The 19,340-nt window shown below is 61.1% G+C and carries 16 protein-coding genes; 10 read left to right on the forward strand and 6 right to left on the reverse strand.

The features are described 5' to 3' along the window. Window positions 1-65: 65 nt before the first annotated feature. On the reverse strand, window positions 66-806 hold the full coding sequence (locus tag AB4Y73_RS13180; protein ID WP_441872244.1) for a TetR/AcrR family transcriptional regulator: 741 nt from the start codon (window positions 804-806) through the stop codon (window positions 66-68). Between the two features lie 65 nt (window positions 807-871). On the opposite strand from AB4Y73_RS13180, the gene AB4Y73_RS13185 reads away from it, so the two are divergent. The 3 genes from AB4Y73_RS13185 (at window position 872) to AB4Y73_RS13195 (ending at window position 4,080) form a co-directional block, all read left to right on the forward strand. Then, entirely contained in the window at window positions 872-1,600 is a 729-nt protein-coding gene (locus tag AB4Y73_RS13185) for a GntR family transcriptional regulator (RefSeq protein WP_441872246.1), read from the forward strand. Window positions 1,601-1,718: 118 nt separating this feature from the next. Next, window positions 1,719-2,927 carry a CaiB/BaiF CoA transferase family protein gene (locus AB4Y73_RS13190; protein ID WP_441872248.1) on the forward strand — a complete coding sequence of 403 codons (1,209 nt, stop codon included), beginning with the start codon at window positions 1,719-1,721 and terminating at the stop codon, window positions 2,925-2,927. Continuing rightward, the gene (locus AB4Y73_RS13195; protein WP_441872250.1) at window positions 2,920-4,080 is read left to right on the forward strand and encodes an acyl-CoA dehydrogenase family protein; all 1,161 of its coding nucleotides are present in this window, start codon (window positions 2,920-2,922) and stop codon (window positions 4,078-4,080) included. Before AB4Y73_RS13190 ends, AB4Y73_RS13195 begins: the two co-directional genes overlap by 8 nt. Window positions 4,081-5,193: 1,113 nt before the next feature. On the opposite strand, the gene AB4Y73_RS13200 is transcribed toward AB4Y73_RS13195, so the two are convergent. The 5 genes from AB4Y73_RS13200 to AB4Y73_RS13220 form a co-directional block, all read right to left on the reverse strand. Next, window positions 5,194-6,009, reverse strand: a complete 816-nt coding sequence (locus tag AB4Y73_RS13200; RefSeq protein ID WP_441872252.1) for an EamA family transporter — start codon at window positions 6,007-6,009, stop codon at window positions 5,194-5,196. Between the two features lie 410 nt (window positions 6,010-6,419). Then, complete coding sequence (locus tag AB4Y73_RS13205) at window positions 6,420-6,623, reverse strand: hypothetical protein (RefSeq protein ID WP_441872255.1); 204 nt, start codon at window positions 6,621-6,623, stop codon at window positions 6,420-6,422. A 153-nt stretch (window positions 6,624-6,776) separates the two neighbouring features. Next, window positions 6,777-8,258, reverse strand: coding sequence for an NAD-dependent succinate-semialdehyde dehydrogenase (locus AB4Y73_RS13210; RefSeq protein ID WP_441872257.1), 1,482 nt, complete (start codon window positions 8,256-8,258; stop codon window positions 6,777-6,779). 78 nt (window positions 8,259-8,336) lie between these two features. Beyond that, entirely contained in the window at window positions 8,337-10,025 is a 1,689-nt protein-coding gene (locus tag AB4Y73_RS13215; protein WP_441872259.1) for a thiamine pyrophosphate-dependent enzyme, read from the reverse strand. Between the two features lie 407 nt (window positions 10,026-10,432). Then, the gene (locus tag AB4Y73_RS13220) at window positions 10,433-11,764 is read right to left on the reverse strand and encodes an MFS transporter (RefSeq protein ID WP_441872280.1); all 1,332 of its coding nucleotides are present in this window, start codon (window positions 11,762-11,764) and stop codon (window positions 10,433-10,435) included. A gap of 632 nt (window positions 11,765-12,396) precedes the next feature. On the opposite strand from AB4Y73_RS13220, the gene AB4Y73_RS13225 reads away from it, so the two are divergent. The 7 genes from AB4Y73_RS13225 to hemC all read left to right on the forward strand — a co-directional run bounded on the left by AB4Y73_RS13225 (window position 12,397) and on the right by hemC (window position 19,087). Beyond that, window positions 12,397-13,176, forward strand: coding sequence for a maleate cis-trans isomerase family protein (locus tag AB4Y73_RS13225; protein ID WP_441872261.1), 780 nt, complete (start codon window positions 12,397-12,399; stop codon window positions 13,174-13,176). Window positions 13,177-13,220: 44 nt separating this feature from the next. Further along, window positions 13,221-14,471: an NAD(P)/FAD-dependent oxidoreductase gene (locus AB4Y73_RS13230; RefSeq protein WP_441872263.1), complete on the forward strand. Its 1,251-nt coding sequence runs from the start codon at window positions 13,221-13,223 to the stop codon at window positions 14,469-14,471. A 64-nt stretch (window positions 14,472-14,535) separates the two neighbouring features. Further along, the gene (locus AB4Y73_RS13235) at window positions 14,536-15,726 is read left to right on the forward strand and encodes a M24 family metallopeptidase (protein WP_441872265.1); all 1,191 of its coding nucleotides are present in this window, start codon (window positions 14,536-14,538) and stop codon (window positions 15,724-15,726) included. Between the two features lie 28 nt (window positions 15,727-15,754). After that, window positions 15,755-16,795: an asparaginase gene (locus AB4Y73_RS13240; RefSeq protein WP_441872267.1), complete on the forward strand. Its 1,041-nt coding sequence runs from the start codon at window positions 15,755-15,757 to the stop codon at window positions 16,793-16,795. After that, window positions 16,788-17,168, forward strand: coding sequence for a RidA family protein (locus AB4Y73_RS13245; RefSeq protein WP_441872269.1), 381 nt, complete (start codon window positions 16,788-16,790; stop codon window positions 17,166-17,168). The genes AB4Y73_RS13240 and AB4Y73_RS13245 overlap by 8 nt, the downstream gene beginning before the upstream one ends. A gap of 250 nt (window positions 17,169-17,418) precedes the next feature. Further along, window positions 17,419-18,135, forward strand: coding sequence for a GntR family transcriptional regulator (locus AB4Y73_RS13250; RefSeq protein WP_441872271.1), 717 nt, complete (start codon window positions 17,419-17,421; stop codon window positions 18,133-18,135). A 7-nt stretch (window positions 18,136-18,142) separates the two neighbouring features. Beyond that, window positions 18,143-19,087, forward strand: coding sequence for a hydroxymethylbilane synthase (gene hemC, locus AB4Y73_RS13255; protein ID WP_441872273.1), 945 nt, complete (start codon window positions 18,143-18,145; stop codon window positions 19,085-19,087). Window positions 19,088-19,340 lie beyond the last annotated feature (253 nt).

Consider the following 19,340-nt stretch of genomic DNA (forward strand, 5'->3'; position numbering starts at 1 on the left):
GCGTGGATAAGTAGACATCGCAAGCTTGGCGCGGAACTTAGTCTCACGTCAAGTGAAACTAAGTTTCAGGCTTCCTTGTGCTGGTTTTCCAGGCGCTGCTGGAGCTGACGGGCAATCTCGGCGGGGGGGAGCGATCGCGGAAATATGGCGACGATGATCTGGTCCTCCTCAACCGCTGCGATGCCATCCTCGAGCACGCCGTGCAGCCGGCGCACAGCATCAAGCGCCTTCCAAAGGTCGGCCTCGGCTGGTGGATTATCGTCACGCATGAGGGCACGCAGGAAATAGTTGTTGGTGCCCACAACGGCGGAGGTGAAGCGGATGCCCTCGAGCGGCGCCATGCCAGGCAGTGCCCGACGCAGGTAATGGTTGAACAGGTGTTCGTAGCGGATAACCGTTACCAGTTCTTTGTCCCGCAGCGCCGGTACGGCATTGACCACCAGATACCGCTGCCTGGCAAGCGCTCCTTGCCGGGAGTAGTGCTGGAATACCAGGGCAGCGGCCTCGCAGACCGCGAGCCAGGGATTCGGATGTCCGTCGGCCAGGTACGTCTCTGCTTGCGCGACCAGCTCGTCGTGATCGGCGAAGACCACGTCCTCCTTGGACCGGAACTGCCTGAAGAAGGTGCTGCGCGAAATTCCGGCGGCCGCTGCGATGTCTTCGACGCTGGTGGCTTCAAAACCCTTTGTCCCATAGAGGCGGACTGCGGTCGCGGCGACTATCGAGCGGAAACCATCCGCGTCAGTACCTGGCTTGCTCGGGTTCGTCGCCTTCGTGTGTCCGGCCCTAAGGGCACTAGTTCCCATGCCCCTACGGTATCGCGGCCGCCTTCGCCGAGATCCGCCCGTCTAGGGGCCCGTACAATGTCAGCATGAGTAGCATGCAACAGGTGACTCCCGGAGTGTCATTGACAGCACAGGTCACGGACATGCTGAGGGCCGCCATCACGTCCGGCGGCATGGGTCCCGGGGAGCACTACTCGGCAATCGGGCTGGCCGAGAAACTCGGCGTATCCCGGACACCGGTGCGCGAGGCGCTGCAGTTACTCGAGAAGGAGGGCATTGTCCGGATCGAGAAAAACCGTGGCGTCCGGGTACTGCAGATTTCACTGGATGAGATCGTACAGATCTTTCAGATCCGGATCCTTCTCGAGCCCCCAGCGGCGGCCCGGGCCGCCGAAGTTGTATCGGAGGGTGACCTGGAACGATTCCGCGAGCTGCACCGACGCATTCTGCACGCGGCCGCCGCCGACGACGGCCCGGGCACGCTGCAAGCCGACAAGGACTTTCACCTGTTTCTGCTGGGTTTGGCCGCCAACCCCAGGCTCACGGCGTTGGACAGTGAACTGCGCAATCTGGTGCTCGCGCACGGGCTCGTGACTATTCCCTCGGTCCGAAGCAGCCAGGATCTGGCTGATGATCGCCGGGACATCCTTCAAGCACTTGAGCGGCGGGCTCCGCAGGCGGCTGCCGCGGCGGTGCGCGAACATGTCACGCGGACGGCGCGGCTGCTGATTGCGGGCGTGTGTGCGAATACGCCGGGCCTGTCCGCCGAGGCCTATTTGCAGAAGCTGGAGCACCTGACAAAGTTCTCCAGCTGAGGCGCCGCCAGCCCAGTTCCGGGGTCTCATCAAGGCCGGCCATCTGATTGGCTCTTTACAAGCATGCCTCCTTCTCCTACAGTTGCATGCAACATACAACAGCTTGAAGGAGTGCAACGTGACATCCATATCGCAGGACACGGCGGGCGGGTTGCCGCAGCCGCTGGCTGGCATCCGTGTCGCGGATTTCTCCCGGGTCCTTGCCGGCCCGCTGTGCACGATGATGCTGGCCGACTACGGCGCTGAGGTCATTAAAATTGAAAGCCCTGCCGGGGACGACACGCGGGCCTGGATCCCGCCGGTGAGTTCGGATGGGACAGGCACCTACTTCGCCAGCGTCAACCGCAACAAGAAATCCGTGGTCGCCGACCTTAAGACCGATGAAGGGCTGGCCTACGCCCGCGCCCTGGTGTCCGACTGCGACGTGGTCATCGAAAACTTCCGCCCCGGCATCATGGCAAAATTCGGGCTGGACTACGCGAGCCTCGCACCGGACCGGCCAGACATCGTCTACTGCTCCATCTCCGGCTTCGGTGCAGGAGCCGGAGCGGACTTGCCCGGCTACGACCTGCTGGTCCAGGCGCTCGGTGGCCTGATGAGCATCACCGGCTCACCGGAGACGGAACCGACCAAAGCCGGGGTCGCCCTCGTGGACGTGCTCACCGGCCAGAACGCTTTGGCAGGCATTCTGATGGCCCTGCGCGTACGCGATGCCACCGGGACTGGGCAGCAGGTGGAGGTCAACTTGCTCTCCTCACTGCTAGCAGCTCTGGTGAACCAGGGCACGGCCACGCTGGCCACTGGGAATTCCCCCGCCCGGATGGGCAACGCTCACCCGAGCATCGCCCCCTATGAGACCTTCCCTACCGGCGGAGGTACCCTCGCCATCGCGGTCGGCAACGACAGGCAGTTCGCGGCGCTGGCCGAGGTCGTTGGCTTCCCAGGACTGTCGGCGGAACCCAGGTTCCGCACCAACGAGCGCCGGGTGGAATACCGCACGGAACTAAGCACCGCCCTTGAAGGGGCACTTCTCGCGGACACCGCCGCCGCGTGGCAACAAAAATTGCTTGCCGCAGGGGTTCCCGCCGGCAAGGTCAACAGCGTCTTCGAGGCCCTGGAACTGGCCGACGGCCTGGGGCTGGCGCCGTCCGTCGTCCTCACCGACCCAGCCACCGGCCGGGAATCGCGCCAGCTGGCCAACCCGATCCGGCTCTCCGGAGCCGCGCCCGGCTACCGCCAGGCACCGCCGGCCCTTGGAGAGCACCAGGGCGCCACTTTCGCTTCCCCAATCCTCGACCACCACCATGAAAGGCCCCTAAATGTCTGATATCAGCGACCTGATTGACTTTGATTCCCTGCTCACCGCAGACGAGCTTGCCCTGCGGGCTACCGTGCGGTCCTTCGTGGACAGTGAGATCAAGCCCAACATCGCGGACTGGTACGAAAAAGCCGTCTTCCCGCTCGAGATCGTCCCGGAACTGGCCAAGCTGGGCCTGCTCGGCATGCACCTGAAGGGCTACGGCTGCGCCGGCCGGTCCGCCGTGGACTACGGCCTGGCCGGCGCGGAACTCGAAGCCGGAGACTCCGGGCTCCGGACTTTCGTCTCGGTGCAGGGCTCCCTGGCCATGAGCGCCATCCACAAACACGGCTCCGAAGAACAGAAAGAGGAATGGCTGCCGGCCATGGCCGCGGGCGAGGCGATCGGCTGCTTCGGGCTGACCGAACCCACCGCCGGGTCCGATCCGGGCAGCATGACCACCTTCGCCCGCCGCGACGGCAGCGACTGGGTGCTCAGCGGCGCCAAGCGCTGGATCGGCCTGGCCTCCGTGGCCCAGGTCGCCGTCGTCTGGGCCCAGACCGACGAGGGAGTCCGCGGCTTCGTAGTGCCCACCTCCACCCCGGGATTCACCGCCACCCCGATCGAACCGAAGCTCTCGATGCGCGCCTCCATCCAGTGCGACATCGAACTGACCGACGTGCGCCTGCCCGAAACTGCGGTGCTGCCGAACGTCACCGGACTTAAAGGCCCGTTCTCCTGCCTCAACGAGGCCCGGTACGGGATCATCTGGGGCGCCATGGGCGCGGCCCGCGACGCGTTCGAGACCGCCCTGGACTACTCCAAGGGACGCATGCAGTTCGACAAACCCCTGGCCGGCTACCAGCTGACCCAGCAGAAGCTGGTGGACATGGCACTGGAGATCAACAAGGGCTTCCTGCTCGCCCTGCACCTGGGCCGCAAAAAGGACGCCGGCACGCTGCAGATAGAGCAGATTTCGGTGGGCAAACTCAACAACTGCCGCGAGGCCATCAAGATCGCCCGCGAAGCCCGCACCATCCTCGGCGGCAACGGCATCACGCTGGACTACTCGCCGCTGCGCCACGCCAACAACCTCGAATCCGTACGCACCTACGAGGGCACCGACGAAGTCCACACACTCATCCTGGGCAACAAACTCACCGGCGTTCCCGCCTTCCGCTAACTCTTGGTCCCGAGCTTGGCGAGGGGCGCGTCTTGTTCGCCGTGTCAGGCTCAGCCGATCCAACCATTCGCCTAGCTTGGCGCATCAAGAACATCAGCCGTCATCGCCCAGATGTCCCCGAATCGAGCGCTATTTGTATCCCGTCAGCTGTTCCCAAGGCTGTCGGATAGAGCGGGAGGCACGGAAAGGACGACCATGGATTGTTGCAGTCAGTTGTTTCGAACGCCAATGTGAGTTTTATGTTTTGAGCGGCGGCAACGATCTGCGGTGGCACCGCTGCTCATCCCGGATCATCAACTCACCTCCGTCTTTCCCATTGGCCGAAACATCGGCCCAACGAACCTGTATCGATGAGACGGTTGCAGGTGCATTCGCTCGGCGGACAGCAGTCCTGTGATTGATGGAGACACATATGAACACTGACCCCGCCACCTCAAACCCCGCGATTTTGCCTCTCTTCCGCTGTCTGAGCGGCTGACGGTCGACGACGCGGGTGCCGATGTTTTCGAAGGTGAAAATGGAGAACTATAGTGCCCACCGCCACCGCGACAATCCCTGTCAAAGTCCAGGATCCGGCTTTGCGAGACCGACAGTTAGAACAGGCCACTTCACTGCTTCGTGAGAAGGCCTTTGATTGCGGCATTCTCGTAACCAGGGTCAACTACACGACTTACGCACTAGCCCTAAGCGCTGAATCCCTTACGGCCAAACCCGGGAAGCCGATTTGCTGTGAAGGATAGCCTGCCAGCGGGAGGTTCTCCAGTTCACTTAGCGGCAAGGCAAAAAGGTGACCTGAGCCCAAAGGCAGAACCTCAATGCGATGATAGGGAAAAACACCCCCTGCTGATCTGGACAAGCCTGGGGTCCGGGGACGTTGTGTCGCTGTGCGCGTGGGGGAATAGGGAATATGTCGGGACAGTAGAGCAGAGAACTAACGACGGACTCATAATTTGGATCCGTGATGAACTAAATGAAAGAAAGCTCTTCCATTTTCATGACTGCCAATCCATCGCGTTAATAATACCTAGTCCACGCCGATAACGGACCCTATATCGCCCTAAGGGTCCTGTGGTCGGCTGTTGCCCGTCACGAAGCGGGGAGATTCAACTCCTCTTAATTGCGCAGGCATCGTGCGCCGGAGGCAATCGCGATTTTTCCGCTCCCATTTCGGGAGCCCGTGAGTGTGGCTCCGACACTGGCTGCAACTACAAGGACGATTCCAACCATAGGGAGGACGCCAGGGACCTGGCCAAGGAAAACCAGACCGACGACCAGCGCGACGGCGGGTTGCAGGCCCACCAGGGTTCCGAAAGCCGCAGCGGTGACTCGCCGCAGTGCCAGGAACTCCAGAACGTAGGGGATAACTGGTAGCAGCACCGCCACACCCAGTCCTGCTACCAGCATGTCCGTGGAAACTCGGGTTACAGCGGAGGCCCCGACCGTCATGGTGACGACGATGGCGGCGACAGGTACTGAAATTGCCAACGAGTGAAGACCGGCGATTTTGTCTCCTGCCCTTTGGGTTAGCACGATATATGCAGCGAAGAAAAGGGCAGAGCCCAGTGCTAAGACCACACCCGCCAGGTCGATGCTTCCCTGCCAAGGCTCGGTAAGGGCTACCACTCCAGCAGCGGGGATGACTGCCATCCATTTGAGTGCTCCGCGGGCGCGAAGGACGGAAAGGCTAAGGGGTCCAAGGAATTGCAGTGCAGTCGCTGTGCCCAGCGGCAATCGCGTAATAGAGACCATGTAGAGGATGGTCGTACCGGCAATGGTCACCCCGAGAACTGCGCTTGTCATCGGCGCCGAGCGGGTGAAGGAATGCCGCCAGGGGCGAGCTATGAGGATGATCAGTAGGCTGCCCCAGATCAACCGGACCCACGTCAAGTCTTCTGCGCTAATACTGTCGCTTAGTTTGACGGTGATCACTGCCGCCATCTGGGATGAGCACATGGAGCCGGACACCATCAAGGCGCCTACGCCTACGCCTGCGCCGAGTGGCGCCGCCGTCACTGGATCACGCGCACGGATTGACATTCCCGGAAATGGACCAGTCTTCTTTCGTTTAACTCGTCCCTTATCCAGATGATGAGGCCGTCGCTTGTCTTGGTTTCGACGGTTCCAACATAGTCCTGAGTGTCAGACCCTTGGAGGGACACTACGTCACCGGGAGCGAGGCTTGTCCAGATTGATAAGGGGTGTTTCTCCGCCTCTTCGTAGTGGTTGTCTTTCGCGAGGTCGTATTCTCGTGGCTCTGACACGTTCGGTCCTTTCGAGGGGCCAGGGATCACGCAGCCTTGATTTAGCGGCATCTTGCGGGCATCCATGTGTGCCGCACTTCAGAGCAAATCGATTTCATGGGTGAGGCCGAACGCGACTCCAGGACTGAGCGCTATCTCGAAAGTAAAGTGGTCAACTCTGGTGACGAGAATGCCGCAGTCTGTAGCTTTCTTGCGGAGCAATGCACAGGTCCGTTCAAGTTGCTGATCCCTTGATGTAGGGTCCTCAACTTTGAGGATGATTTTTGAGGTTGTTTGCGTCATGGTGCTCCCCTTAGTTCCATCAATGCGGGCATTTTTGTCTGAAAACGGCCTATGTCTGGTTGCGGGTGGCCGGTTTAACCAGGGCCTCCCAGTTGCGAGGATGGGACGCCCTGGAGCTCTGGTATATCCTGCCCAGGCAGGACGGGGCTCCCGTTACCCGGCGTAGGGGTCGGTGATGCCGATGTATTGGGTGGTGGTGTATTCGGAGATGCCTTCGGTGCCGCCTTCGCGGCCGAGGCCGGATTGTTTGATGCCGCCGAAAGGGGCTGCGGCGTTGGAGATGACGCCGGCGTTGAAGCCCACCATGCCGAATTCGATCTGTTCGGCCACGCGCAGGAGCCGGTTGAAGTCCCGGCTGTAGAGGTAGGAGGCGAGGCCGTATTCGCTGGCGTTCGCAAGGCGGATGGCGTCCTCTTCGGTGGTGAAGGTGGTTACGGGTGCGACGGGTCCGAAGATTTCCTGGCCCAGGATGGCGGCGTCGTTTGGCACGTTGCCCAGGACGGTAGGTTGGTAGAAGTAGCCGGGACCGTCCACCGGGGCGCCGCCGGTTAGGGCGGTGGCTCCGGCATCCACGGCGGCCGTGACGAGGGTGTGCACGTCATCACGGGCTCCGGCGTCGATCAGGGGGCCTACCTGGGCGGCGGGGTCGGTGCCTCGCCCGGTGTTTAAGGCGCCCATCGCGGCGGCGAACTTCTCCGTAAACGCAGCGGCGACGGATTCGTGGACCAGGAAACGGTTTGCGGCGGTGCAGGCCTCGCCCATGTTCCGCATTTTGGCGGCCATGGCTCCTTCGACGGCTTTGTCCAGGTCGGCGTCCTCGAAGACGATGAACGGCGCGTTCCCGCCGAGCTCCATCGATGTCCGCAGCACGTTCTGCGCCGCATCGGCCATGAGACGTTTGCCAACGGGTGTTGAGCCGGTGAAGGAGACCTTGCGCAGGCGGGAGTCCTTCAGCAGAGGCCCGGAAACCCCGGCGGCCGACGAGGAGGACACCACGTTGAGGACCCCGGCAGGCAGGCCGGCTTCCATCATGGTCTGGGCGAACAGCTGGGAGGTCAGCGGGGTGAGTTTGGCGGGTTTGAGGACCATCGTGCACCCTGCGGCAACCGCAGGAGCTACCTTGCGGGTGGCCATGGCCAGGGGGAAGTTCCACGGCGTGATCAGCAGACACGGCCCGACCGGCTTGTGCTGGACCAGGATCTTGTTCTTGCCCTCGGGCGTGGTGAGGTACCGGCCATAATCCCGGACCGCTTCCTCCGAAAACCAGCGCAGGAACTCCGCCCCGTAGGCCACCTCGCCCCTGGCCTCGGCCAGCGGCTTGCCCATTTCCAGGGTCATCAGCAGGGCGAAGTCCTCGGCCCGTTCGGTGACCAGATCGAACGCCCGTCGCAGGATCTCGGCGCGTTCCCGCGGTGCCGTCCGGGCCCATGAAGCTTGGGCCTTATCCGCTGCCTCGAGGGCCGCAATGGCATCCTCGCTGGTCGCCGAGGCGAGGGTGGCAAGTACCTCGCCCGTTGAGGGGTCGTGCACGTCGAAAGTTCCGCCGTCGGACGCATCACGCCACTGCCCGCCAATGAGCAGGCCGGTGGGTACGGCGTCCAGCAGGTCGAGTTCAGTAAGTGCAGGGACAGACATAGTTTTCCGTTCTTAAACAGGTTGCGCAGCTCTTCGAGAGGGGTTGATTCGGCAGCTGTATCGTCGCCGGGGACGGCCTTAGTAGGCCTTGACTCTTTGCTCTACCACCAGATGAATGAGCGCGAACACGTGATCCTTATCGATGACCTTTAGCGCTGCAGCGATAGCGGCGGGGACGTCAGTGTCGCGTTCGACTTTGATACCGAAGCCGCCGAAGGCCTGCGCCATAAGCGCGAATTCCGGGTTCTTCAGTTGAGTGCCGGAGACCCTGTCGGGGTAGTGGCGTTCCTGGTGGGTGCGGATGGTGCCGTATTCCTGGTTGTCCATCACGAGCACCAGGGGAGTGGCGCCGTACTGGGCTGCGGTGGCCAGTTCCTGGCCGTTCATGAGGAACTCCCCGTCGCCTGCGATGGTGACGATGCGCCGGCCGGGGTATTCCAGGGAAGCTGCGATGGCGGAGGGGACTGAGTAGCCCATGGAGCCGTTGCGGGCGCTGATCATGGACGCGTAGCGCTGGGTGGGGAAGTAGCGGTGCGCCCAGTTCGTGTGTTCGCCGGCGCCGAGGGTGATCATGGCATCCGTCGGGAGGGTGGGTACGAGGTTCGCCATCAGGGTGTCCATCCGGGCAGGTCCGTTTGTCGGCGCCGCCGGGGGGAGAGCTGCGAAGGTTTCCTGTTCGCCGCGCATCCTTGCCGTCCAGGCTTTCCATTCGTCCTTGACCGGGAGTTCGGTCTTGGCCAGGTCACGGATGAACACGTCAGGTTTGGCGACGATCTGGTAGGAGACCGGCCCTGACCTTCCGCGGAGGGAAGGGTCGATGGTGACGAGGAAGTTTTTCTTGGACCAGTCCTGGCGGCACAGGAACCCGTCGGTGATGACATCGCCCGGGACGGTGCCGACAAAAATCAGCAGGTCCGTCTCTTCGAGCAGGTCATAGGTCGGGCGGGGACGCCCGTAACCGATAGGGCCAACGTAGGACGGGGAGTCAAAGGGGACAGTGCCTTGGGTCCGCCACTCGGCCGCGGCGGGGATGTGGTGCGTTTCCAGCCACGCAGTGAACCGGTCAGCGCCTTCCTGGGTCCAGTCGTTGCCGCCGGTGACGAAGAGCGGCTTGTTCGAACTGGCCAGGGCCGTGGCCAGGGCATCGGAATCCGCCGTGGTCATACCTCCCGTGGCCACCGGGATGGGGGGATGTAGTTCGGCGGGGATCTGTTGCCGGATGACGTCCTCGGGCAGGCCGATGACAACGGGGCCGGGCCGGCCGTTCATGGCTGAGAACAGGGCTTCGGCGACGATTTCGGAGGCCCGCTCGGCGTGGTCCAGGACCATGACGCGTTTGGCGCCGGTGTCGAACCAGGCTTTGATGTCGAATTCCTGGAACGCTTCGCGGTCCCGGTGCGCGAAGGGGATCAGGCCCACGAAGAGCACCATGGGGGTGGAGTCCTGCCATGCGGTATGCAGGCCGACGTGGGCGTTGGCCGCACCCGGTCCGCGGGTGACCATCGCGATGCCGGCCATCTGGTTCATCTTGCCGTCGGCTTCGGCCATGTACGTGGCTCCGCCCTCGTGGCGGCACACGATTGTTTCAATGGGGGAGTCGTGGAGCCCGTCCAGGACGTCCAGGAAGCTTTCGCCCGGGACGACGTGCGCGCGTTTGATCCCATGGGCGACGAGCGTGTCGACGATGACATGCCCGGCGGACTTCAATGCGGCGGCTTGTTGGAGACTAGGGGTCCTCTGTGACGAAGCTAGGTCTGTCTGGGTCATCGTCGGCCTACCAGCGACTTGAGGTTTCCGGCTGCAGCACCCTCACCGTTGCCTGCCTGTGGAACCTCGCTGACGGGCGGGCAATCGGCGTTACCGGATAACTTCATTGTTGATTCCTTATCTACTATTTGTGTCTGGATGCTTTGCGGAGGCATGCACGGCTGATCCTGCGCCTACGTAGGGTTTCCGGACCGGGACGGGTTTCCAGAACCGAGGCTCAGCTTCCGACCATGGCCCTTAGGATTCCTGCTGCTGATGTGCCGTGGGGCGGTATAAAGAGGATGGCCTGCCCTGCTCGGCCCAGTGTTCTTACTTGCTTGCAGCACGTGCACCGCTGCACGCCGCTTTGGCGGGAGCAACGTGGTCCCTGAGGTACCAGCTGCTCCCGCCAACGTTTGTTCGGGCGGTCAGGCTTTGGCAGCAGCGGCGTTCAGTGCAGCTGCTTCGGCTTTGGTGGGTTTGGTCTCCTTGGTGAAGAACAGCGCGACCACGCCCATCAGCGCGACGGCCATCATGACGAATGCTGGCATCGTGTTGTTGCCGGTTTCCGCAATCAGCCAAGCCGCAAGGAGCGGACCTGTGCCACCGAAAAGGGCCACACCAAAGTTGAACGGAATGGCGAAACCGCTGAAGCGGACGTTGGCGGGAAAAGCTTCCGTGAAAAAAGTGGCGAACGTGGAGTCGTTGAGGGAGAACGTCGCAACCAGCAGGAGCTGCAGGGCCATTGCTCCAGCGAATCCGCTGACTCCCAAGAGCAGGAAGATCGGGTAACTCAAGGTCAGGAAGATCAGTGCGCTGGCCATCAGGACAGGCTTGCGGCCGAAACGGTCAGCGAGGTAAGCACCGGCATACAGGAAGGGGAGGTAAACCAGCAGCGAGGTTGTCATGATGATGCTGGCCTCGAAGGCGGACAGGCCTACTTCCAGTTCAAGATAGGTCTGCATGTAACCCAGCACAAGGTAGTAGCCCGTGGCGTTGATGCCCATGACTGCCAGTGTTCGAAGCAGCGGCCTCCAGTGCTTGCGGAAAACCACGAGGGCGGGCAGTTTGGTGAGCTCACCCTTTTCCTGGGTAGCCAGGAAAACAGGTGTCTCATGGATGCGGGTCCGCAGGTAGATGCCGATCAACGTCATCGGTGCCGCGAGAAGGAACGGAATACGCCAGCCCCATTCAGCCATTGCATCGGCACCAAGCTGCCCGTGGAGAACGCTCGCCACAGTCGATGCTGCCAGAAATCCGACGGCACATCCGATGGGTACAGCACTGATGTAACGTGCACGCTTATCTGCAGGCGCGTACTCGGCGAGCATGACGGCGGCTCCGGAGTATTCTCCGGCGGTGCAGAAGCTCTGAAAGAGGCGCAGGATTACAAGGAGCGCGGGTGCCCAGAACCCGATGGTTGCATAGCCCGGCAGCAGGCCGATGCAGGTGGTCGCAAAACCTATCCCGATGATGGTGATGGCCAGAGTGCGTTTGCGGCCGATCTTGTCCCCGAAGTGGCCCCAGAACAGAGCACCGATGGGACGCATCGCGAAGGACAAAGCGAACAGAGCGAACGTCTGAACGAGCGCAACTGCAGGGTTGCCCGGCGGAAAGAATACGACGGCGATAGTGGTCGCCAGGTAGGAGTACGAGGCGTAGTCGAAGTATTCGATGAAGGTGCCCACCGAGGCGGCAAAGAGCGGCTTCTTTGCCGCAGCGTCCGCCGGGGCAGATGTTTGAGATGTACTTGAGAGCATCACGAATGTTCTTTCTGCAGGAAGTCAGGATCAAAAGCGGCGAAGCGGGCTCCAAAGTGGGAAACAGTAAGACGCCTGATCTGAGGATGTTGGAAAGATATTGCCGGAAGGTTTCCCGGTTGTTATGTATGGCAACGGACCGGCAGGTTTGCCGTATACATGGAGGTTCTTCAGCCTGGGCAGGAACGCACCTTTCGGTACGGAGCTCCCGGGGTACTGAGCCCAGAACCGAAGCCAACCTTTGCCATCACCTGTGGGTGTGATCACAAATCATTGATCCGAGTGTGGCTTATTTCACCCGTCCCCGTCAAGGGGGCCCTACGTTTTGAATGTAAATGTCTTGTTACGCGATTACGGTGGCGCATAACCAGCACATGTCCGGGGCACCGGGCGAACGCCCGAGGGGCCGGCGCGGCAAGACGGAGGCGGGAGGGGCGAGCAACTGCAGCCAAGGCGTCCGGATGCTTGACATATGTGATCACTAATCACATACTGGCATGAATCAATCCACCAGAACGGCCTCCTGCAGTCTTGGCGCGCTAACCCCGGGGGAGCACTTCTCCTGCACTCACTCCTGGGCCGTGCACTATTCGCGTCGTTGCCCTGAAGCAGGCACCTTCCGAGAGGACACCATGAATCAACCATCTATCGCCCACCCTGCAGTGTCTTCGCAGGACCGAGTCATCGAGTTCGACGAGGGTCGGCACGCCAAAGCCCGGATCGGTTTTGTCCTTCTGGCGATGGAACAAACCATCGAAAGCGATATGTTCCGTTTGGCGCCCCCGGGGGTTGGGGTGCACTTCGCCCGGGCACCCATGGCCAACCGCGTCAGCGTTGAGACCTTGCTTGCCATGGAATCCGGTATCGGCGATGCTGCCGCCACAATTCTCCCGGACGTCACACTGGATGTCGCCTGCTACGCCTGCACATCGGGAAGCGTAGTCATCGGTGAAGACAACGTGTTCGCCCAGTTGCGGCGCGGGGCCCCGGATGCAAAGCCCACGTCGCTCATTACGGGAGTCATCAATGCTTTGCGCGCCATCAACGCCAAGCGCATCACGATCGCAACCCCGTACCTGGATGAAGTAAACGTCATCGAACGTGAGTATCTCGAGGAACGCGGATTCGAGGTCCTGAACATCGAAGGACTCAACATCGAAAACGATGAGGACATGGCCCGTGTAACACCGGAATACCTGGCTGATTTTGCTGCCTCCGTCGATCAGGCAGACAGTGACGCGGTGTTCATCAGCTGCGGGGCGCTGCGCTCGGTTGAAATCATCGACGCGCTTGAGGCCCGGCTGAACAAGCCAGTCATCACCAGCAACCAGGCCATGATGTGGGACTGCCTGCGCACGGCCGGCGTCACGGACAGTGTCGAAGGCTACGGCACCTTACTCCGGGACTTCTAACTCTCACGCCTAAATAGTTGACCCTTTAAGACAGGAACGAAAACATGAACATCACCGTCATCGGAGGCGGCATCATCGGCCTGTGTTCTGCCTACAGCCTGAGCAAGGCAGGGCATGAAGTCACGGTAATCGACAGCGGAACGTGCGGCGCAGGAGCCTCCGAGGGAAACGCCGGTTGGATGGTCCCCGCTTTGTCCCAGCCTTTCAACGCTCCCGGTGCGATGAGCGATGCCATCAAGGCGATGCTCCATCCCGACAGCGCCATCAGATTTCAGACACTCCCCAACGTCGACTTCCTGAAGTGGGTAGCCCTCTTCTACCGGAACAGTTCCCAGGTGAACTCCGCAGCGGCACGTCAGGCCCTGGTTGCCCTTAACGATCAGACCATCGAGCTTTTCGACAAGCTGCTTCTGGACGTCAAGGTGGAAGTCCATAACGAGGGGCTGCTCCTGCCTTTCCGGACCCAGGCCGGCATGGAGGGATTTCTCGCTTCACATGCACAAATCCAGCAGGCCGGGTACGCGGGCCGGGCCCTCAACATCACACCGGAAACCCTCAGCACCATGGAGCCTGATCTCGCTCCTGGAATGGTGGGCGGCGTGCACCTGGTGGATGAAAAGAGCGTCCGGCCCGAATCCTTCACGGCAGGTCTGGTGACTTGGCTACGCAGCGCAGGCGCCCGAATTCTGGAAAACTGCACAGTCCGCAAGCTGAAAAAGACGCCGGGCGGATGGTCCATCGAAACGGACAACGGCACCCAGAAAGCTGATCAGGTTGTCGTTGCGGCAGGAGCCGCGTCGGCCCGCATACTTCGAACGACCGGAGTCAAACTCGCCCTTGAACCAGGACGAGGCTGCAGCATAACTGTCACAGACGGACCCGTCCTAAACCGCCCAGTCAAACTCGCCGATGTCAGGGTTGCCTGCACACCCTTTGAAACCGGCACAAGATTTTCAGGGACGTTCGACTTCGCCGGTCACACCGGCTCTTCCTCCGTGGGCCGGATGAAGAGCGTGCTCCGACACGCATCACACTATTTCCCGGCGTTGGCTGATCTGGAGCCCACCGCTACTCAGGTATGGAGCGGATTGCGTCCGTGCACACCGGACAGCGTCCCCTACATCGGGGCAGTCCCCGACAAGCCAGGGCTCCTGGTCGCGACCGGACATGGCACCCTCGGCATGACGTTGGGACCTGTCACAGGTGATGCGATTGCCGGAATCGTGGGCAACGAACCCATCCCGCCGCACATCCGTGCCTGCGCTCTGGACAGGCCCCAGGTCCGCCTCATCTGAACTCAAGCCCCAACACCGTAAAACTTAGAACCTTTGCCTGGCAACAGGGATGAAAGGAACACCAATGAACACCGATCTCAATGTGGAGCAAGACCTGAAGCCGGCGTCGCTGATTCCCCACCAGCCGCATTTCACGGTCGAGGAGTACCGTGAGCGTCTCCAGAAGGTTCAGGACCGGATGGTACAGGCCGGACTCGATGCGCTGCTCGTCCATCAGCCCGAAAATCTTGCCTGGCTGAGCGGGGTGTGGCACGACGGGTTCTTCGCCTACCACGCCCTCCTCGTGCCCCAGAAGGGCGACCCGCACTTGGTCATGCGGGGGCTGGAGAACCCCGTGGCAGAAGAACTGTCGTGGGTGGAGGACAGGCACCTGTACTTAGATGGGCAGGACCCCATTTCGTTCCTGAAGGAAGCGGTCGAAGAGACGGTCGGCGCTGAAGCCGTTATAGGTGTCGAATACGACTCGCATTACCTTTCGCTGGGACGATTCGAGAGCATCCGGGCGGCACTTCCCCGCGGCCGCTTCACGCGCTGTCCGCAAATCGTCGAAGAACTGCGTCAGATCAAATCAGCCCGCGAAATTGACTATCTGCGTACCGCCGGCCGCATTGTGACAGCTGCCGTGGATGCCGGCCTGAAGGCCGTTCACGAAGGTGTCTCTGAGCTCGAAATCGCGGCCCAGATTGCCTCCGCCCAGGCGCGCGCGGGACATGACGGTTTCATGGGCGGGATGGGTGGCACGATCTGTTCAGGGTGGAGGACTGAACAGCTGCATGGACAGCAGACCGACCGCATTCTTGCCGCGGGCGACAACGTTCGGCTCGAACTGGGCGGCATCTACAAGCAATACTGGGCGAAGCTGATGCGTTCCGCCGTGGTCGGTCCGGTAAGCAGCTCCGTTCTCCGTGCAACCGATATTCTCCGGACGGCCCAGGACGACGCCATCAGCCGGATGGGACCGGGCGTCAACGCCTCCGAGATCGCCAGTGCATGCCGCCTTCCGATTCTGAAAGCCGGCCTGGAAGAACGGTACGACCGGCGGGTCGGGTATGGGCTTGGTCTTCAATTCCACCCAACCTCAGGAGATTTCAGCCTCGACATCGATGCGCAGTCCGACTATGTTCTGGTGCCGGGCATGGTTTTCCACATGCTCCTCGGCGCCGGTGGCGCCGCGCTCAGCGAGACAGTCGTTGTGACGGAGGCAGGGCATGAAGTGCTTACCTCCACAGCCCGCGAAACATTCTCCCGCCCGTAATGCGCGCGTGGAGGAAAGAGACCAAACCATGAAAAAAGCCACCGTAACCGTCATATCCCTGGGCGGGACGATCTCATGCACACCGGCAACCGCCGGGGACGGAGTTGTCCCAACGCTGGGAGCCGCGGACCTTGTTCTGTCCCTCGAAGGAACGGCTCCAGAGGTGGACATCCAGCCCCTTACCTGGAGCACGCGGGACTCATCGGAAATCACCTTTGCCGAGCTCGTCGATCTGGCGGCCGAAGTCAGGAAACAGTTCGAGGCGGGAGCCCAAGGAGTTGTGCTCACCCAGGGCACCGACACCATTGACGAGTCAGCCTTCGCCCTGGACCTCCTCCTCGGCCTCGAACATCCCATTGTCATCACCGGCGCCCTTCACAACCCCAGCCAGTCCAAATCAGACGGCCCGGCAAACCTGCAGGCAGCCCTGCAGGTCGCCGTCAGCCCGGAACTGCGGGAAGTAGGGACCGTTGTGGTGATGAATGATGAAATTCATGCAGCCCAATGGGTTCGTAAAAGCCATACGTCGAACTCCGCAGCGTTCCAGTCCCCGGGGGTCGGACCCATCGGTTGGATCGCCGAATCCCGTCCCGTCTTTGCCGTAAAACCATTCCATGCCCGGAAAGCACCGATCGACGGTGCCACAGGAGCCGGAAACGTCGCCTTGATCACCGCCGTCATGGATGACACCCCGATGATTGTCGACTCCATCCTGTCCCTGGGTTACAAGGGGCTCGTAGTTGACGGCATGGGTGGCGGTCACGTCAGTGGCGGCTTCTCCGAAGCCCTCGCAAGGGCAGCGCAATCGATTCCCGTGGTTTTCGCCTCCCGAACCGGATCAGGCTCCGTGCTCCAAAGCACCTACAGCTCACCCGGGGCAGAAGTGGACCTCATCAACCATGGCTTGATACCAGCCGGCTCGCTTCCAGGCCTCAAGGCCCGCATCCTTCTCACGCTTCTCATCCGGAACGGCGCGACAGACACCGAGATCGCGGACACCTTTGCCGCATATGGAAGATATTTGTCCCGTCCCGCCCACCACCTGAACCCGGAGTCCAACTATGCGTAACCTTGTCAACCACAACAGCGGAACCAGCCAGCCCTACGCTGACGTGGCAATTGGCGGCGGCCTCATCTTCACCAGCGGCCAGATCCCCACCTCCCCAGACGGAACAACGCCCGAAGCCTTCGGTGACCAGGTCACGCAGACACTGGCAAACCTCGAAAAGACACTCCAGCTCGCGGGAGCAGGTCTTAGTGACCTTCTAAAAGTCACGGTGTATCTGGCATCCCTGGACGACTTTGCCGAATACAACAAGATCTACACCGAAAAGCTCACAGACGCAGGGCTGCCGACACGAACCACCATCGAGGTCAGCAGGTTCAGAGGCACCAAACGCATCGAACTAGAAGCCGTCGCCGTCGCTCCTGCAGCCGGCTAACAGAAGCACGAAGAAGATCGCGCCAGCTTGAAACCCGGATACCCTTTCGGTCCGGTCACCGGACCGAAAGGGATACCACGGTTAGCAAGGCGTGATTTGTGATCAAAAAGTATCTCGGATATCCTTACCCCTAAGGCGGAGAGCGATAGGGTGATCTGGCAGACACCGGACGCAGAAGTGCGCATACTCACAGCGGGTAGCTTCTGACAGCGCCAACGTTCACTCCTGTATATAGCGGATGGAGCACACCTTGGCCCAAGTAGATCTAATCGTCACCCCCACTTTGGTTGCAGACCAAGTCTTCGACGTCCTGCGCAGCCGGATCCTGACCGGCGAACTGGCCGGTGGCTTCCCTCTACGGGTTCGCGATGTCGCGGCCATGGTGGGGACCAGTGTCATGCCGGTCCGGGAAGCAATCCGCCGCTTAGAGGAAGCCGGACTTGCCACGCGCATCCCGCACAAGGGGGCAGTGGTCCGAAAATTCAGTGTCAGTGAACTAATCCACATCTACCAGGTCCGCACCTTATTGGAAGTGCAGGCCGCGCAGCGAGGCGCCGGAAAGGTCACCGACCAGGATCTCGCAAGGATGCAGGCAGCCTGCGACAGGATGCTCCAGGCAGTAGCCGAGGAGCGGGTCTCCGATGCACTGGATGAGGACGAAATAATTCACCGCACGCTGTACAACGCTGGCGGCAACCCCGTTCTCACGAACGTCATAGATACGTTGTGGCTGCAGTGCAGGCCCTACAAGGTCATGGGCGCAGCAGAAGCCATCGCCAACGACGATTCATCTCTCTGGACCTCACAACAGGCGATTGTCGACGCCGCCAGAAGCAGGGACGCTGACGCAGCTTCAGCACTCATTGACCAATCACTTGCCAGCGCCCTCCACCGCCTTGAAAAACGTCTAATTCCCTCCGATGCGTCCCAGCATGAACGGAAATCGATAGTAGCCGAGGCGGGCTAGCACCGGCATGACCCGACAACCAAGCCCAGTAGTCATTGGGACGCGTAGCTCCCCTATGGCGATGGCCCAGGCCAAGCGCGTACGCTCTCAAATCATCAGCCTTGACCCCAGTCTGACGGTAACTTTCACTCCCGTGAAGACAACGGCAGACCTCTGGCTCGGGGACCTTTCCACCATCGGAGGGAAAGGTCTCTTCACCCGCCAGATCGACCAGATGCTAATGGAAAACCATGTAGACGTGGCAGTTCATTGCGTTAAAGACATTCCGGGCGACGAGGCGCTTCCTGAAACACTGATGTCCGCAGCTTTCCTCAAGCGGGATGATGTTCGAGACGTCTTAGTAACAACGTCAAAGTTCGGGCCATCATTGAACGACCTACCGCCCAACGCCCGGATCGGAACATCATCTGTCCGCCGCCGCGCTCAACTTCTAGGCATACGGACTGACCTGGACATCTCACCTCTAAGGGGCACCCTTGGAACCCGGCTACAACGCCTTGCCAGGGACGAAGCTGAAAGCCCTGACGCGATCATTGTCGCGGCTGCTGGACTACATCGACTAGACATCCTTGACAGGGCTTCGAGCTACTTCAGTACTGAAGAAGTGCTTCCCGCAGTAGGCGCAGGTGCACTCGTCGTTCAGTGCCGGCGCGACGACCCGCTCCAGGAACTGCTTGCAGAACTCGATCACCCGCAAACCCGGCAGGAAGTTGAAGCAGAACGAGCAATGCTTTTCGGACTCCAAGGACACTGCAACTCTCCGATCGCCGGGTTCTGCCAAACCACACCGGACGGCCAGCTCAAATTGACCGGCCGCGTGTTCTCCAGCGACGGCGCAACATCGATTGAAAGCCACGCGTCCGCTCAACCTGGTCAAGCTATCGCCCTTGGCGCCAAAGTAGGTAACGATCTGCTGGCCCTGGGTGCGAGGGAGCTTATCGATCACCCATAAGAGTTCAGACATATTCGAACCTCAACATGTAAGGACCAAGCGAGTCGACCTGTGACCGCTCCCCTGCCTGTTTTAAACGCCGATAATGAAGATTATGTAAGCCTGTAAAAAGGTTGTCCGCATTTTCTGCGAATATGTCCACTCTTGATAACGGCCGCGCAGGCGTGGGAATCCGCTCTGACCAGCCCGTTTACTCGCTTCGCCGTGGCAGGGATCTGCTCGGGCGAACCGGTGCGCCCTGCGCTGAACGGCT

The organism is Pseudarthrobacter sp. TAF60_1, from assembly GCF_052113505.1.
GTDB lineage: Bacteria > Actinomycetota > Actinomycetes > Actinomycetales > Micrococcaceae > Arthrobacter.